General features: G+C 30.8%; 14 protein-coding genes, 2 tRNA genes and 1 pseudogene. 15 read left to right on the top strand and 2 right to left on the bottom strand.

Features of this window, described 5'->3' with window-relative positions; all coding sequences use genetic code 11:
* Positions 1-196 precede the first annotated feature (196 nt).
* Complete coding sequence (locus BLV71_RS03565; RefSeq protein WP_093869201.1) at positions 197-982, top strand: tRNA pseudouridine synthase A; 786 nt, start codon at positions 197-199, stop codon at positions 980-982.
* On the opposite strand, the gene BLV71_RS03560 is transcribed toward BLV71_RS03565, so the two are convergent.
* On the bottom strand, positions 972-1,655 hold the full coding sequence (locus BLV71_RS03560) for a GNAT family N-acetyltransferase (RefSeq protein ID WP_093869200.1): 684 nt from the start codon (positions 1,653-1,655) through the stop codon (positions 972-974). The two genes, BLV71_RS03565 and BLV71_RS03560, sit on opposite strands and share 11 nt — an antisense overlap.
* Positions 1,656-1,719: 64 nt before the next feature.
* Positions 1,720-2,862: an acyl-CoA dehydrogenase gene (locus tag BLV71_RS03555; protein ID WP_093869199.1), complete on the bottom strand. Its 1,143-nt coding sequence runs from the start codon at positions 2,860-2,862 to the stop codon at positions 1,720-1,722.
* A 93-nt stretch (positions 2,863-2,955) separates the two neighbouring features.
* On the opposite strand from BLV71_RS03555, the gene BLV71_RS03550 reads away from it, so the two are divergent.
* The 14 genes and pseudogenes from BLV71_RS03550 to BLV71_RS03485 all read left to right on the top strand — a co-directional run bounded on the left by BLV71_RS03550 (position 2,956) and on the right by BLV71_RS03485 (position 16,367).
* Positions 2,956-4,020 carry an anhydro-N-acetylmuramic acid kinase gene (locus BLV71_RS03550; RefSeq protein ID WP_093869198.1) on the top strand — a complete coding sequence of 355 codons (1,065 nt, stop codon included), beginning with the start codon at positions 2,956-2,958 and terminating at the stop codon, positions 4,018-4,020.
* A gap of 171 nt (positions 4,021-4,191) precedes the next feature.
* On the top strand, positions 4,192-5,418 hold the full coding sequence (locus BLV71_RS03545) for a Glu/Leu/Phe/Val dehydrogenase dimerization domain-containing protein (RefSeq protein WP_093869197.1): 1,227 nt from the start codon (positions 4,192-4,194) through the stop codon (positions 5,416-5,418).
* Between the two features lie 23 nt (positions 5,419-5,441).
* Positions 5,442-6,914, top strand: coding sequence for a sodium/proton antiporter NhaB (gene nhaB / locus BLV71_RS03540; protein ID WP_093869196.1), 1,473 nt, complete (start codon positions 5,442-5,444; stop codon positions 6,912-6,914).
* 115 nt (positions 6,915-7,029) lie between these two features.
* Complete coding sequence (locus BLV71_RS03535) at positions 7,030-7,716, top strand: MotA/TolQ/ExbB proton channel family protein (RefSeq protein WP_093869195.1); 687 nt, start codon at positions 7,030-7,032, stop codon at positions 7,714-7,716.
* The gene (locus tag BLV71_RS03530) at positions 7,716-8,108 is read left to right on the top strand and encodes an ExbD/TolR family protein (protein WP_093869194.1); all 393 of its coding nucleotides are present in this window, start codon (positions 7,716-7,718) and stop codon (positions 8,106-8,108) included. Before BLV71_RS03535 ends, BLV71_RS03530 begins: the two co-directional genes overlap by 1 nt.
* Before the next feature lie 2 nt (positions 8,109-8,110).
* Positions 8,111-8,932 (top strand): energy transducer TonB family protein, encoded by an 822-nt coding sequence (locus tag BLV71_RS03525; protein WP_093869193.1) that lies wholly within the window; start codon positions 8,111-8,113, stop codon positions 8,930-8,932.
* Positions 8,933-9,004: 72 nt separating this feature from the next.
* Positions 9,005-10,213, top strand: coding sequence for a bifunctional folylpolyglutamate synthase/dihydrofolate synthase (locus BLV71_RS03520; RefSeq protein ID WP_093869192.1), 1,209 nt, complete (start codon positions 9,005-9,007; stop codon positions 10,211-10,213).
* 70 nt (positions 10,214-10,283) lie between these two features.
* A tRNA-Val gene (locus BLV71_RS03515) sits at positions 10,284-10,358 on the top strand.
* A 26-nt stretch (positions 10,359-10,384) separates the two neighbouring features.
* A tRNA-Val gene (locus BLV71_RS03510) sits at positions 10,385-10,459 on the top strand.
* Positions 10,460-10,576: 117 nt separating this feature from the next.
* The gene (locus BLV71_RS18470) at positions 10,577-11,560 is read left to right on the top strand and encodes an SDR family oxidoreductase (protein ID WP_093869191.1); all 984 of its coding nucleotides are present in this window, start codon (positions 10,577-10,579) and stop codon (positions 11,558-11,560) included.
* 3 nt (positions 11,561-11,563) lie between these two features.
* Complete coding sequence (locus BLV71_RS18465) at positions 11,564-12,847, top strand: nucleotide sugar dehydrogenase (protein ID WP_093869190.1); 1,284 nt, start codon at positions 11,564-11,566, stop codon at positions 12,845-12,847.
* Positions 12,847-13,788, top strand: a complete 942-nt coding sequence (locus tag BLV71_RS03495; protein ID WP_093869189.1) for a Gfo/Idh/MocA family oxidoreductase — start codon at positions 12,847-12,849, stop codon at positions 13,786-13,788. Before BLV71_RS18465 ends, BLV71_RS03495 begins: the two co-directional genes overlap by 1 nt.
* Before the next feature lie 252 nt (positions 13,789-14,040).
* Positions 14,041-15,419 (top strand): annotated as a pseudogene (locus BLV71_RS03490) (nucleotide sugar dehydrogenase).
* A gap of 9 nt (positions 15,420-15,428) precedes the next feature.
* Complete coding sequence (locus tag BLV71_RS03485) at positions 15,429-16,367, top strand: UDP-glucuronic acid decarboxylase family protein (RefSeq protein ID WP_176974344.1); 939 nt, start codon at positions 15,429-15,431, stop codon at positions 16,365-16,367.
* Positions 16,368-16,401 lie beyond the last annotated feature (34 nt).

Raw genomic sequence — 16,401 nt, 5'->3', positions numbered from 1 at the left:
CTACTCAAAAAAGAGTAGAAAAATCACGAATATCATAAAAATGAATTATTATCAATAAAAACACTAATTTGTAAGTTTTTGTTTATTTTTATTTTTGTTTTTGATCTTTTTAATGTGTTATTATTTGTTTTTTAATGTTTTTTGTGATAAAAATGTAATTTTATATTTGGGTGTGTTTGATGTAGATTTGTAAACTATGAATTACACGTGCTCATATTTAATAAATGTTCAATACCTTGGTTTTCGTTTTCATGGTTGGCAAAAGCAGCCAAATTTAAAAACAGTACATTGGGCAATTGACAAAACATTAAAATTTGTTTGTAAAGGGGTTAGAAATAAATCTGTTGGAGTAGGAAGAACCGATGCAAAAGTATCGGCTACTGATTACCATTTCCAGCTATTTATTGATAAAAAACTTGAAGAAGATGAATTTATTAAAAGTTTTAATAAAAATTCACCATCGGACATTAGAGCACTATCAATTGAACCAATATTAGACGAGTCGTTTAATATTATTCAACATAGTAAAGTTAAAGAATATCGATATTATTTTTCTTTTGGAGAGAAAAATCATCCTTATTGTGCTCCATTTCTTACAGGGATATTAGTAGACCTAAACATTGAATTAATGAAAAAAGGAGCAAACTTATTTAAAGGGTTTCATAACTATAAAAGATACTGTACTAAACCTTCTGAAGAAACAAAAGTTGAAAGAGAGATTATTGAATGTAATATTGAAGAAAATACTGAATTAACTGCTTCTTTTTTTCCAGAAACAAGTTACGTATTAATTGTAAGAGGAGAAGGCTTTTTAAGAAATCAAATTCGATTAATCATGGGAGCTTTATTTGAATTAGGTAAAGAAAATTATGATTTAGAATTTATAGAAAAATCATTGAATCCAAAAAGTGATATAGAGTTTTTAAAAACGATAGCACCATCTTCAGGTTTACATTTACATAAAATTGAATTTAAACATTAATATAATGTCTCCATATTATCTTTCTAATAGTCTTATAGCCTAAACTTTCATATAATTTAATGGCACCAGTATTTATGTCGGCAACATGTAATATTGGTGTTTTGTTTTTTTCTATAATTTTCTTCGTTGTATGTGCTACTAATTGTTTAGCGAATCCTTTTCTAGTATAATCAGGGTGTGTTACTACTGCACTAATTTCAATAAAATCATTTAATTGTAACCGTTCTCCTGTAGCAGCAATAAGCTTATTGTCTTTAATTATTCCATAATAATCACCCATTTCAAAAGTTCTTTTTTTATAATAACCAGGCATTACCAACCAAACTAGATCATACAGTTCATTAATATGTTTCTCAGTTAGTTTTATTATTTCAGAATCGTATTTAGGCTCTTTAAGTGTTTTAAGGATCATTTGATCACAAGGAACAATTCTATTTAATTTAGTGTTAGAACTATTATTCGGTTCTTGACCAACAACAAATAAACTAGAAGTTAAGTTAGCGTATTTTTCTATTGCGTTTTTAGTTTCATTTAAATTAGTAAAAGCTCCAAACGGGCAAACATCTGGGTCGTAAAATTTAACACCATTGTAGTCAACAGTAAATTTACTATGTGCTTCACATAAAGAATACCATACAGGGTTTTCTAATTTTTTTAATATATCCTCAGTCATAGTATAAAAATAAAAAAGTCCATCGATAACGACGGACTTTTTAATGATAATATTTTTAATTAATTTACCCTTTAATTAAGCTTCTAGAAATTACAATTTTTTGAATTTCAGAAGTACCTTCATAAATTTGAGTAATTTTCGCATCACGCATTAAACGCTCAACATGATATTCTTTTACAAAACCATTACCTCCGTGTATTTGAACAGCCTCAACAGTTTGTTCCATTGCAACTTTAGAAGCATATAACTTAGCCATTGCACCAGATTGATCATAGTTTATACCAGCATCTTTATCACAAGCAGCTTTCATTACAAGATGACGTGCAGCTGAGATTTCTGTATACATATCAGCTAATTTAAAAGCGATAGCTTGATGATTACATATTTCAGTGCCAAAAGCTTTACGCTCTTTAGAGTATTTTAAAGCTAATTCATAACCTCCAGATGCTATTCCTAATGCTTGAGCAGCAATACCAATACGACCACCAGATAAAGTTTTCATGGCAAATTTAAAACCAAAACCATCTTCTCCTATTCTGTTTTCTTTTGGAACTTTTACGTCATTAAACTGTAGTGTATGAGTATCAGAACCACGAATTCCTAATTTATCTTCTTTTGGACCAATATGAAAACCTTCCATACCTTTTTCAACAATAAAAGCGTTAATACCTCTATGTTTTTTACTACGATCTGTTTGCGCTATCACTAAAAAAACGTCAGCACGACCACCGTTAGTTATCCAGTTTTTTGTACCATTTAATAAATAGTGATCACCTTTATCTTCGGCAGTAGTTGCTTGTGAAGTAGCATCACTACCAGCTTCAGGTTCACTTAAACAAAAAGCACCAATTTGTTCACCAGTAGCTAATTTTGTTAAGTATTTTTGTTTTTGCTCTTCATTACCGTAAGCCTCCAAACCGTAACAAACTAATGAGTTATTTACCGATACCATTACAGATGCAGAAGCATCAATTTTAGATAACTCTTCCATAATCAATACGTAAGAAACGCTATCCATTCCACTTCCTCCATATTTAGGATCTACCATAATCCCCATAAAACCTAGTTCTCCCATTTTACGAACTAGTTCGTTTGGAAATTCTTGTTTCTCGTCTCTTTCAATTACTCCTGGTAATAATTCGTTCTGTGCAAAATCGCGTGCAGCATCACGAATCATTAAATGCTCTTCTGTAAGATTAAAATCCATTACCTATTAATGTTTATTAAATTCGTAAAAAATGTTTCCAAAGATACTTTTTTAATGTGAAATATTCAATGAATTTTTATATTTTTACTGAATATGTTAGAAGACTCTTATAGGATTATTGGTTTGATGTCAGGAACTTCTTTAGATGGAATAGATTTGGTTTATGTTGAGTTTAAGAAGTCTAATTTTCAGGAGTTTGAAATTTTGTTTTCTGAAACCATTTCTTATTCTAAAATTTGGAGAAAACGGTTAGAAGAAGCTATTTCTTTTTCAAAAGAAAAATTAATTGAACTAGATGTGTTATATGGTAATTTTTTAGGAAAGGTTATTAAAAAATTTATACAAGAAAAAGGCATTGAGAAAATTGATTTTATTGCATCGCATGGACATACTATTTTACATCAACCTGATAAAGGATTTACTTTACAAATAGGCAATGGACAAATAATAGCTAATGTTACTCAACAAAAAGTTATATGCGATTTTAGAAGTCAAGATGTAGAATATGGAGGGCAAGGAGCTCCTTTGGTTCCAATAGGTGACAAGTTATTATTTTCAAATTATGAGTATTGTGTAAATCTAGGTGGTTTTGCAAATGTTTCATTTGAGAAAGGTAATGAACGATTAGCTTTTGATATTTGTCCAGTTAATATTGTACTTAATTATTATACAAGAAAAATTGGTTTAGAATATGATGATGGTGGTCATTTAGCATCTAAAGGATTAATAAATAAAGAATTATTAGAAGCGTTAAATAATTTGTCGTTTTATAAGGCAGTATCTCCAAAATCATTAGGATTGGAATGGGTTAAAGAGTTTATTTATCCTCTAATTGATAAAAATGAAAAAGATATTCCATCTATATTAAGAACTTTTATTGAGCATGTAGCTATACAAATTGGTTCAATAATAAAAGAATCTTCCAGAACTTTATTTACTGGAGGAGGTGTTTTTAATGCATTTTTAATAGAACAAATAAAATTCTACACAAATCAAAGAGTAGTTTTACCTAAAAAAGAACTTGTAGATTATAAGGAAGCTTTAATTTTTGCTTTTTTAGGATTGTTACGTGTTGAAAATCAGGTTAATTGTTTAGCATCAGTAACTGGGGCAGCAAAAGACCATTCTTCTGGTGAAATTTTTTATCCAAATAATTAACTTTTAACAGTTTGAGCAATCATATTTTTACAGTAAGTTTGTACGTTAGTAATAATTAATAGTATATAAAAATGGATCAACTTTAACTCCCCATTGGGGTAAATTTTTTAGAATAACAAGTTTTAACGAATTAAGAGAAAGAACATATAGTTGAACATAAATTTATATAAGATGAAAGAATTATTAAAAAAATACGAAGAAAAGCAACCAGAGATAGTTTTTAATTGGAAAGATTCAGAAACTGAAGCAGAAGGTTGGACAGTTATAAACTCATTAAGAGGAGGTGCTGCTGGTGGTGGTACTAGAATGCGTAAAGGATTAGACAAGTACGAGGTAATGTCACTTGCTAAAACAATGGAAGTAAAGTTTACAGTATCTGGACCTGCAATTGGAGGTGCTAAATCTGGAATTAATTTTGATCCGCATGATCCTCGTAAAAAAGGTGTTTTAGAGCGTTGGTATAAAGCTGTAGCTCCATTGTTGAAAAATTATTATGGAACCGGAGGTGATTTGAATGTAGATGAAATTCATGAAGTAATTCCTATTACTGAAGACAGTGGTGTTTGGCACCCACAAGAAGGAGTTTTTAATGGGCATTTTAAACCAACTGAGGCTGATAAAATAAATAGAATTGGGCAGTTAAGACATGGAGTGATAAAAGTATTAGAAGACGAGAGTTTATCACCAAGTGTAACTAGAAAATATACTGTGGCAGATATGATTACAGGATATGGGGTTGCTGAAGCTGTACGTCATTACTATGATATATATGGAGGTAATGTTGAAGGTAAAAGAGCTATTGTTCAAGGTTTTGGGAATGTAGGTTCTGCTGCTGCATACTATTTAGCTCAAATGGGAGCTAAAGTTGTAGGTATTATTGATAGAGTTGGAGGAGTTATTAATGAAGAAGGTTTTTCTTCTGAAGAAATAAGAGATCTGTTTTTAAATAAAGACGGAAATACATTGGTAGCTGAAAACATGATTCCTTTTGAAGAAATGAACGCTCGTATCTGGAATTTACCATGTGAAATATTTGCACCATGTGCTGCATCTAGATTAGTTAAACAAGAACAAATAAATCAGATGATAGAAACTGGTTTAGAGGTTATTTCTTGTGGAGCAAATGTTCCTTTCGCCGATAAAGAAATTTTCTTCGGATCTATAATGGAAGATACTGATAAAAAAGTAAGTTTAATTCCAGATTTTATTTCTAATTGTGGAATGGCAAGAGTGTTTGCTTATTTCATGGAGCGTAGAGTTGAAATGAGTGATGAAGCAATTTTTGAAGACACATCTAATACAATAAGAAAAGCATTGCAAAGAACTTTTGCAAAAAGTGCATCAAAAACAAAAATAAGTGAAACGGCTTTTGAAATAGCTTTAAAAGAGTTAGTGTAAAGGCTACAAATTAAATAGATACTATGTTTAAATATTTTTTAGGGAACAGTCCTAGGTGGTTTAAAATGACCATGATTGGTTTTTTAATCTTTAATATAATTTCTTTTTTCGTTTTAGGAAAAACAATAACAGCTTGGCTTTTTATAGGGGAATTTATATTTACTCTTGCAATGGCTTTAAAATGTTATCCTCTCCAATCAGGAGGGTTGTTAGCAATAGAGGCAATAGCCTTAGGATTAACCACACCTAAAAATGCATATCACGAAGTAGATCAAAATCTAGAGGTTGTTTTGCTTTTAGTGTTTATGGTAGCAGGTATTTATTTTATGAAGCCTTTATTAATGTATATTTTTAGTAAGGTTTTTACCAAAATAAAATCTAAAGTAGTATTGTCATTACTTTTTGTTTTTTTATCAGCAGTACTTTCAGCATTTTTAGATGCACTTACAGTAACCGCTGTTTTAATTAGTGTAGCGGTAGGTTTTTATGGAGTTTATCATAAAATTCATTCTAGTTCATCTGATTATGACCATGATGGTATTTTAGATAGAAAAGAATTGAGTGGAGAAACATTAGAGCAATTCCGTAGTTTTTTAAGAAGTTTAATAATGCATGGAGTTGTAGGTACAGCTTTAGGAGGTGTATGTACTTTGGTTGGTGAACCACAAAATCTTTTAATAGGAGAAAGAGTTGGGTGGGATTTTATTGAATTCTTTTTAAAGATGGCTCCGATAACTATACCGGTTTTATTTGCGGGTTTACTTACTACTGTAGTTTTAGAAACAACAGGTTGGTTTGGCTTTGGTGAAAAATTACCAACAGTAGCCGCTGAAATTATTGAGAGTTATACGATTGAAGAAGATAAAAAACGAACTGATAAACAAAAATATGGATTAATAATTCAAGGGGTATCTGCGATATTATTAATTGCAGGATTAGCGTTACATGTTGCTCCAGTTGGTTTTATTGGATTAGCTTTAATAATCGTTCAAACAGCTTTCATGGGGATAATTGACGAGCATCAATTAGGACATGCTTTTGAAGAAGCTTTACCTTTTACAGGATTATTAGTTGTATTTTTTGTAATAGTAGCAATGATTCACGATCAACATCTATTTAGTCCTATTATACAATGGGCTTTAGATCAGGATCCGGCATCACAACCAGGTTTGTTTTATGTAGCCAATGGTTTTTTATCTGCAATTAGTGATAATGTGTTTGTTGCAACTGTTTATATTGGAGAAGTTGAAAGTGCATTTAAAAGTGGGATAATTGATAGAGAACATTTTGAGAAGCTAGCAATAGCAATTAATACGGGTACTAATTTACCTAGTGTAGCAACACCAAATGGGCAAGCTGCATTCTTATTTTTGTTAACATCGTCATTAGCGCCTTTAATTAACCTTTCTTATGGAAAAATGGTAAAAATGGCATTACCATACACAATAGTTTTAGGAGGTTTAGGATATTTAATGGTAAAATTACTATTGTCTTAAACTTTTAAAAGATATTTATTTTATATTTATAAATCCTGAATTGAACAATTCAGGATTTTTTTAAACAATTTAAAAAGAACTCAATCGTTAGTAATTAAAACTTAAAATTATTTTAATGTTAGCATATTTTCAAGAAAAAACAGAATTGCTAGAAGAAGCAACACAAGAAAAAACATTATCTATCTATAAGTTGATTATGGATGGAGGACCAGGTGGTCAAATTATTATAGCTTTATTATTTGTGCTTTTAGCTGTAGCATTATATATTTATTTTGAACGTTTTTTTGCTATAAAAGCTGCTTCTAATGTGGATAAAAACTTTATGAATCAAATTAAAGATCATATTACTGGAGGGAAATTGGAAAGTGCAAAGGCATTATGTACAAATACAAATACACCTACCGCTAGATTGATTGGTAAAGGGATATCAAGAATTGGTAAACCATTAGAAGATATAAATAAAGCTATTGAAAATGCCGGGAAATTAGAAGTGTATCAATTAGAGAAAAATGTTAGTGTGTTGGCTACAATTGCAGGAGCCGCACCAATGATAGGTTTTTTAGGAACAGTAATTGGAATGATAGTTGCAATTCATGAAATAGCGAATGCAGGAGGTCAAATAGATATAAAAATGTTGTCTGATGGGTTATATACAGCCATGACAACAACTGTAGCAGGTTTAATTGTGGGGATTATAGCTTATATTTCATACAATCATTTGGTAGTTAGAACAGATAAGGTAGTTTATCAAATGGAAGCTAAATCGGTAGAGTTTTTAGATCTTTTAAATGAGCCTGTATAATGAACTTAAGAGGAAGAAATAAAGTAGATCCAAGTTTTAACATGTCGTCAATGACTGATATTGTTTTTTTGTTGTTAATATTTTTTATGCTTACTTCAACGTTGGTTACAGTAAGTGCAATTGATGTTTTATTGCCTAAGGCAGGTGGTAAAACTGAAAACAATACTTCTATTGCAGTAACCATAACTAAGAACTCGGCTTTCTATATTGATAAATCTAAAGTGAATGTTGCTAACTTAGAAAGAGAGATTTTGTCTAAAGTAGGAGGGGATAAAAAGAAAACAGTAGTTATTAGAGGAGATAAGAATGTTCCTTACAAAAATGTAATGAAGGTTATTGATATAGCGAATAAGAATAAATTAAAAATGATTTTAGCTGTAAAAGGCAAATAAATATGTCGATATTAGATACAAAACATAAGAAAAAGTCAGCAGTAATAACAGCAGTTATACTGTTATTATTGTTGTTTGGGATTTTTAATTATGGAATGAAATATCTTGATCCACCAATAGAGTACGGATTAGCTATTAATTTTGGTAATTCTAATGTAGGAAGTGGAGAACCTGTTGAAAAAACTAAAAAACAGTCAGTATCTGAAAAAGTTGAAGAAGTTGTTGAAGAGAAGGTTGAAGAAACTCCTTCAGAAACAATTAAAGAGGAAGTAATTACAGATGATACTGCTAAAGATGTTCCAGTAGTAGAAAAAAGTAAAGAAAAAAAAGAAAAAGTAAAAGAAGTACCTAAAGAAGTTAAGCCTAAAGAAAAACCAAAACCTAAGCCTTCAAAAGCTACAAAGGATGCATTGAATAGTTTGCTAAATGGTACATCAAAAGATGGAGCAAATACAGGTGAGGGAGATGATTCAAAGCAAGGTGTTAAAGGGAATAAAGATGGAGATCCGAATTCCTCTAAATATTATGGTAATTCAGGAAGTGGTTCTGGAGGGAACTATAATTTAGCTGGAAGAAAAGCCGTTTCTAAACCAATTAAAAAGCCCGACTGCCAGGAAGAGGGAGTGGTAGTTGTAAGTATAGAAGTAGATAAAAACGGTAAAGTGATAAAAGCTATAGCCGGGGTAAAGGGATCAACAAATACAGCTCCTTGTTTATTGAAACCTGCAAAAGAGGCAGCTTTAAGAACAAAGTGGAACCCTGATAGTAATGCACCAACTAAACAAAAAGGAACTATTGTATATAAGTTTTCCTTATCTCAATAATTTTATAAATATAATCGAAGTAACTTAATATTTTAGTCTAAATATTTCATTTAGATGATTCAATTATAGCTAATGAACTACCAAGAAACTTTAAGTTGGATGTTTGCGCAGTTACCTATGTATCAAAAGGAAGGTAAAACAGCGTTTAAAAAAGATTTAACGAATATAAAAGCATTCTCAAATCATTTGAATTATCCTTATAGGGAGTTTAAAACGATACATGTAGGAGGTACGAATGGGAAAGGGTCAACAAGTCATATGTTGGCATCAATATTACAGGAAGCCGGATATAAGGTAGGATTATATACTTCTCCTCATTTAAAAAATTTCACAGAACGAATTAGAGTTAATGGTGAAGAAATTTCTAAAGATACAGTTGTAAATTTTATTTCAGAAAATAAAACATTTTTGGAAAGCCAAAGGTTATCGTTTTTTGAAATGACAGTTGGGTTGGCTTTTGATATTTTTAAAAAAGAAAAAGTTGATGTTGCAGTAATAGAAGTAGGTTTAGGAGGAAGATTAGATTCAACAAATGTAATAACCCCTGAAGTGTCAGTGATTACCAATATAGGTTTGGATCATACGCAGTTTTTGGGAGAAACTATGTCAGAAATAGCTTTTGAAAAAGCAGGGATAATAAAAAGAAATGTTCCAGTTGTAATTGGAGAACGTCAAAAAGAAACAACTACTACTTTTATTGACAAAGCTAAAGAATGTAACTCAGAAATAATATTTGCATCCGATATAAAAAGTAAGTATAAAACAGATCTATTAGGAGATTATCAAGCAAAGAATACAAAAACAGCTGTTGAGGTGATAAAACAGTTGAAGAATTTTTCTGTGACAGAAGAAAATATAATAAATGGTCTGTTGAGTGTAGTAAAAAACACAAATTTAAAAGGGAGATGGCAAATATTACAGGAGTCTCCTAGGGTAATTTGTGATACTGCTCATAATAAAGAAGGATTATTTTATGTATTAAATCAACTTAAAAAAGAAAAATTTGAAAAAATACATATTGTTTTAGGAGTTGTATCTGATAAAAATTTAGAAGAGATATTGCCGATGTTTCCAAAAAACGCAAAATATTATTTTTGTAAACCAAATATTCCAAGAGGATTGTCGGAAATTGAATTAAAAGAAAAAGCTAAAGGTTATAATTTGAATGGTGAATCTTTTTTGTCTGTAAAAGAAGCGGTTAAGGAGATGATGCTAAGGATGGGGAAAAGTGATGTAGGGTATATTGGAGGGAGTACATTTGTTGTTGCAGAAATTTTATGAAAAAAAACTAAAAAAACTGTTGGTAGTTTTAAAAAACAGTTATATATTTGCACCCGCAATTAACAAGCAAGGGCGCGTAGCTCAGTTGGTTCAGAGCACTTGGTTTACACCCAAGGGGTCAGGGGTTCGAATCCCTTCGCGCCCACAACCTTGAATAGTTAATTGCAATACGGGCGCGTAGCTCAGTTGGTTCAGAGCACTTGGTTTACACCCAAGGGGTCAGGGGTTCGAATCCCTTCGCGCCCACAGTAAAAAATCCTCTTCATTTTTTTTGAAGAGGATTTTTTTTTAATAATATTTAGTTAATGTAGATTTTAGTATATTCGTTGGCTGAAAAAGAGTGTTAATTTTTCTTTAAAAATTATGGATATAAACCTTTCTGGAAAGAAAATATTAGTTACAGGTGGAGCAGGATTTATTGGTTCTAACCTTTGTAATGAATTGTTGAAAAAAAACAACCAAGTAGTTTGTCTGGATAATTTTGCTACTGGTAAATTAGTGAATATTGAAGCTTTAATACCTGATTCTAATTTTAAGTTGATTGAAGGAGATATTCGTAATTTAGATAATTGTAAAAAAGCTGTAGATAAAGTTGATTATGTTTTACATCAAGCTGCATTAGGTTCGGTTCCTCGTTCTATAAAAGATCCAATTACCTCAAATGATGTAAATGTTGGAGGGTTTTTGAATATGTTGGTGGCATCAAGAGATGCAGGAGTGAAGCGTTTTGTGTATGCAGCAAGTTCATCTACTTATGGTGATTCTGAATCAATGCCTAAAGTAGAAGATGTTATAGGTAAACCTTTGTCTCCTTACGCAATTACTAAATACGTAAATGAATTATATGCAAATATTTTTTCATCAACTTATGGGTTAGAAACAATAGGGTTGCGTTACTTTAATGTTTTTGGAAGAAAACAAGATCCTAATGGAGCTTATGCCGCTGTAATACCTAAGTTTGTTAGTCAGTTAATGACTGGTGAATCTCCAGTGATAAATGGAGATGGAACATACTCTAGAGACTTTACATATATAGATAATGTAATTCAAGCAAATTTGTTAAGTTTAGTAGCTAGTAAGAAAGAAGCTGTGAATACAGTTTATAATGTTGCTTTTGGTGACCGAAATACGTTAAATGATTTAGTTGGATATTTAAAAGAATATCTTTCTGAGTTTAATGAATCGATATCAAAAATAGAAATAAAACACGGTCCAAATAGAGCAGGAGATATACCTCATTCACATGCAAGTGTAAAGAAAGCAAAAGATTTATTAAATTATAGCCCTCAGTTTTCTTTGCAAGAAGGACTTAAAGAAGCTGTAAAGTGGTATTGGGAAAATTTATAAAAAATGAAAGAACCAAAAATAGCAATAATTGGATTAGGGTATGTTGGCTTGCCATTAGCAAGACTGTTTGCAACAAAATACTCAGTTGTAGGTTTTGATATAAATAAAGAACGAGTAGATGAATTAATGTCAGGGACTGATGCCACATTAGAAGTTTCTGATAAAGTATTACAGTCTGTATTAATTAGTGAGTTATCAATCGAAAAAGGATTATTTTGTACAACTTCTTTGGATGATATAAAGGATTGTAATTATTATATAATTACAGTTCCAACACCTGTTGATAAAAATAACAGACCAGTTTTAACTCCTTTAGTAAAGGCAAGTGAAACGGTAGGAGAGGTATTAAAGGAGGGAGATATAGTTGTTTATGAATCAACGGTGTATCCTGGTGCTACTGAAGAGGAATGTATTCCAGTGTTAGAAAAGGTTTCAGGATTAGTTTTTAATAAGGATTTTTATGGAGGATATTCACCCGAAAGAATTAATCCAGGAGATAAAGAGCATACTGTTGAGAAGATATTGAAAGTTACTTCTGGATCAACTCCAGAAATAGGGCAGAAAGTAGATGAATTATATAAATCAGTTATAACAGCTGGAACTCATTTAGCTCCTACAATAAAAGTAGCGGAAGCAGCAAAGGTAATAGAGAATTCACAAAGAGATATTAATATTGCTTTTGTGAACGAATTAGCTAAGATTTTTGGTTTAATGGATATTAACACGCATGATGTTTTAGCAGCAGCAGGGACGAAATGGAACTTTTTACCATTTAAACCTGGTTTAGTAGGGGGGCATTGTATTGGTGTTGACCCTTATTATTTAGCTCAGAAAGCCCAAGAATATGGATATCACCCAGAAATAATTTTAGCGGGAAGACGCTTGAATGATAGTATGGGGGATTATGTGGCATCTGAGGTTGTTAAACTAATGATAAATAAAGATGTAAGAATAAAAGACGCTAAAGTATTAGTGTTAGGGATAACTTTTAAAGAAAATTGCCCTGATGTGCGTAATACGAAAGTTGTAGATGTAGTATCAGCTTTAAAAGCATACGGTACTAATGTCGTAATATATGATCCATGGGCAAATGAAGAAGAAGTAGTTTATGAATATGGATTGGTTTCTTTGAAAGAATTGCCGTCAGATAAATTTGATGCAATAGTATTAACTGTTGCTCATAATGAATTTAAAGAACTAGATTTTTCGTTGATAAAGAAAGAGAAATCTGTTGTATACGATGTTAAGAATATACTTTCTGATACAATAAGAGATAAAAATTTATAGTGAAGAAGAATTTTGCACTTATAGGAGCAGCAGGTTATATAGCTCCACGTCATTTAAAAGCGATTAAGGAAACGGACAATAATTTAATTGCTGCCTTAGACAAATTTGATAGTGTAGGTGTGATGGATAGTTATTTTCCTAATGTAGATTTTTTCGTGGAATTTGAACGTTTTGATCGCCATATAGAAAAGATAAAACGTCAACAAAATATTTCATTAGATTATGTAAGTATTTGTACGCCAAATTATTTGCATGATTCACACATACGAATGGCGCTTCGAAGAGGAGCAGATGCTATTTGTGAAAAGCCTTTAGTGTTAAACCCATGGAATGTAGATGCGCTTGAAGCGATCGAAAAAGAATCAGGGAAAAAAATAAATACAATTCTTCAGTTACGACTACACCCAAGTATTGTAGCTTTAAAAGAAAAAGTAAATAAGGAAGACGAGAATAAGAAAGGGAAGTATGATATCGATTTAACATATATAACTTCTCGAGGAAATTGGTATGATGTTTCATGGAAAGGAGATAAAAGTAAGTCGGGTGGTGTTGCTACAAACATAGGAATTCATTTTTATGATATGTTATCTTGGGTTTTTGGTGATGTACAAGAAAGTATTGTACATCTTAGAGAAAAAGATAAATCGGCAGGATATTTAGAATTTAAAAAAGCTAGGGTGCGATGGTTTTTGTCAATTAATGAAGATTCATTACCAAAAGAAGTTAAAGAGAAAGGACAGAGAACTTATAGATCAATAACTGTTGATGGAGATGAAGTTGAATTTAGTGGAGGTTTTACAGAATTACATACTAAAAGTTATCAAGAAATTTTAATAGGAAATGGGTTTGGTTTATCAGATGCTAGGCCTTCTGTAGAAATTGTATATAATATTAGAAATATTGATTTAACAACAAAAGGATTAAAACATCCCTTTGTGTAACAAAAAAATGAGAGCAGCTATTGTAGGTTTAGTTATATCATTTTTAATAGTTAAGAATTCTATTTTAGTTAACAATTAAGATTTAAGGTTAAAAGGAATGAAGTTATCACTGATTATTTGAAGAGTAAGTAAATTTTAATCAGTTTTTTTTCTTTATGATGTTTGAATATTAGTGAATTAACTTTGTAGTACAAGTTGGTTTATAGTTTTAAAAATTATATGTTATAAATTTATTTTGTAATAAGAGAGAGTATGAAGATAAAAAATATTTGTTGTATTGGAGCTGGGTACGTAGGGGGACCTACTATGTCAGTTATTGCATTAAAAAATCCAGAAATAAAAGTTACTGTTGTAGATTTAAATAAGGAACGTATTTCAGCTTGGAATGATTCTGATTTAAATAATTTACCAATTTATGAGCCAGGCTTAAAGGAAGTAATTAAAGAAACTAGGGGCGAAATTTGTTTTTTTCAACTGAGGTTGATAAAGCTATTGATGAAGCTGAAATGATTTTTATTTCAGTTAATACACCAACAAAAACATATGGAGAAGGGAAAGGAATGGCTTCCGATTTGAAGTATGTTGAATTATGTGCCCGCCAAATAGCCCAAGTAGCTAAGAATGATAAAATAGTAGTAGAAAAATCTACATTACCAGTAAGAACAGCAGAAGCCATTAAAAGTATATTTCAAAGTAATGGAGCTAGTGTTAGATTTGATGTATTATCAAACCCTGAGTTTTTAGCTGAAGGTACAGCAGTTAATGATTTATTGAAGCCTGATCGAATTTTAATAGGTGGAGAGAATGAATATGCAATTAATTGTTTGGTAAAAATTTATGAAAATTGGGTTTCATCTGAGAAAATTTTGAAAACAAATTTATGGTCTTCAGAATTGTCTAAATTAACTGCAAATGCTTTTTTAGCGCAACGAATTTCATCAATTAATTCAATTTCAGAATTATGTGAAGCAACTGGAGCAGATGTTGATGAAGTTGCTAATGCAATTGGAACGGATAGTAGAATTGGAGGTAAGTTTTTAAAAGCATCAGTGGGTTTTGGGGGGTCTTGTTTTCAGAAAGATATACTAAATTTAGTATACTTGGCTAAATCATTTGGTTTGGAAAAAGTGGGAGCTTATTGGAGTCAAGTTATTGAAATGAATAATCATCAAAAAGAGCGCTTTGTAAAAAAAATTGTAAAAACACTATTTAATACTGTTTCTGGAAAGAAAATTGCTTTTTTAGGATGGGCTTTTAAGAAAGATACTAATGATACTAGAGAGTCTGCAGCAATCTATGTAGCCGATAAACTTTTAGAAGAACAAGCCAAAATTCAAGTTTTTGATCCTAAAGTTAATTATCAACAAATTTTATCTGATTTAGATTACCTAGGAACAAGAACAAATAAAGAAAATAAAGAATTAATATCAAGTTCTAAAACACCCTATTTAGCTTTAAAAGGAGCGCATGCTATAGCTGTATTAACTGAATGGGATGAATTTAAAGATTACGATTGGAAAAAAATTTATGATGAGATGGAAAAACCTGCTTTTATTTTTGACGGAAGAGATGTTTTAGTCAAAGAAGAGTTAGAAGAGATAGGTTTTAAATTATATACAATAGGTAAATAAATTATATACATGAAAAAAATTTTAGTTACAGGAGGAGCAGGATTTTTAGGTTCTCATTTATGTGAAAGGTTATTAAAAGAAGGAAATGAAGTTATTTGTTTAGATAATTATTTTACAGGGAATAAAAAAAATGTAATCCATCTATTGGATAATCCACTTTTTGAATTAATCCGACATGATGTTACAGAACCCTTTTATGCGGAAGTAGATCAGATATACAATTTAGCTTGCCCAGCTTCACCACCTCATTATCAATATAACCCTATAAAAACAATAAAAACATCAGTTTTAGGAGCTTTAAATATGCTTGGATTAGCAAAGAGAGTAAATGCTAAAATATTACAAGCTTCTACAAGTGAAGTTTATGGTGATCCTGAAGTTCATCCACAAACTGAAGATTACTGGGGTAATGTAAATCCTATAGGACTAAGGTCTTGTTATGATGAGGGTAAGAGATGTGCAGAATCTTTATTTGTCAATTATAAAGATCAAAATGACGTAAAAATAAAAATTATTAGAATATTTAACACGTATGGTACAAGGATGAACCCTTATGATGGTAGAGTTGTTTCAAATTTTATAGTGCAAGCATTAAAAGGAGAAAACATTACTATTTACGGTAATGGAAAACAAACTAGGAGCTTTCAGTATGTTGATGATTTAGTTGAAGGAATGATAAGAATGATGAATTCAGATGATTCATTTTCCGGCCCAGTTAATCTTGGAAATCCAAATGAGTTTACAATGCTTGAATTAGCTGAAAACATATTGAAATTAACTAAATCGAAATCTAAAATTGTTTATCAACCTTTACCTCAAGATGATCCAATGCAAAGGCAACCAAACATTTCTTTAGCTTACGAAAAATTAAATGGATGGAAGCCAGAAGTAGATCTTAAAGATGGGTTAGAGAAGACAATTAAATATTTTGAACAAATAGTATTATAATCTTTAGATAAATAATTTATTGTAAACTTAAGAA

Origin of the sequence: Tenacibaculum sp. MAR_2010_89 (assembly GCF_900105985.1) — a bacterium.
Taxonomy (GTDB): domain Bacteria; phylum Bacteroidota; class Bacteroidia; order Flavobacteriales; family Flavobacteriaceae; genus Polaribacter; species Polaribacter halocynthiae.
This window is presented reverse-complemented; position numbering and strand designations above follow the sequence as displayed.

Bases quoted from the DNA above. Each gene is read 5' to 3' on its own strand.
- BLV71_RS03565 (WP_093869201.1), top strand. From the start codon at position 197: ATGAATTACACGTGCTCATATTTAATAAATGTTCAATACCTTGGTTTT.
- BLV71_RS03560 (WP_093869200.1), bottom strand. From the start codon at position 1,655: ATGACTGAGGATATATTAAAAAAATTAGAAAACCCTGTATGGTATTCT.
- BLV71_RS03555 (WP_093869199.1), bottom strand. From the start codon at position 2,862: ATGGATTTTAATCTTACAGAAGAGCATTTAATGATTCGTGATGCTGCA.
- BLV71_RS03550 (WP_093869198.1), top strand. From the start codon at position 2,956: ATGTTAGAAGACTCTTATAGGATTATTGGTTTGATGTCAGGAACTTCT.
- BLV71_RS03545 (WP_093869197.1), top strand. From the start codon at position 4,192: ATGAAAGAATTATTAAAAAAATACGAAGAAAAGCAACCAGAGATAGTT.
- nhaB (WP_093869196.1), top strand. From the start codon at position 5,442: ATGTTTAAATATTTTTTAGGGAACAGTCCTAGGTGGTTTAAAATGACC.
- BLV71_RS03535 (WP_093869195.1), top strand. From the start codon at position 7,030: ATGTTAGCATATTTTCAAGAAAAAACAGAATTGCTAGAAGAAGCAACA.
- BLV71_RS03530 (WP_093869194.1), top strand. From the start codon at position 7,716: ATGAACTTAAGAGGAAGAAATAAAGTAGATCCAAGTTTTAACATGTCG.
- BLV71_RS03525 (WP_093869193.1), top strand. From the start codon at position 8,111: ATGTCGATATTAGATACAAAACATAAGAAAAAGTCAGCAGTAATAACA.
- BLV71_RS03520 (WP_093869192.1), top strand. From the start codon at position 9,005: ATGAACTACCAAGAAACTTTAAGTTGGATGTTTGCGCAGTTACCTATG.
- BLV71_RS18470 (WP_093869191.1), top strand. From the start codon at position 10,577: ATGGATATAAACCTTTCTGGAAAGAAAATATTAGTTACAGGTGGAGCA.
- BLV71_RS18465 (WP_093869190.1), top strand. From the start codon at position 11,564: ATGAAAGAACCAAAAATAGCAATAATTGGATTAGGGTATGTTGGCTTG.
- BLV71_RS03485 (WP_176974344.1), top strand. From the start codon at position 15,429: ATGAAAAAAATTTTAGTTACAGGAGGAGCAGGATTTTTAGGTTCTCAT.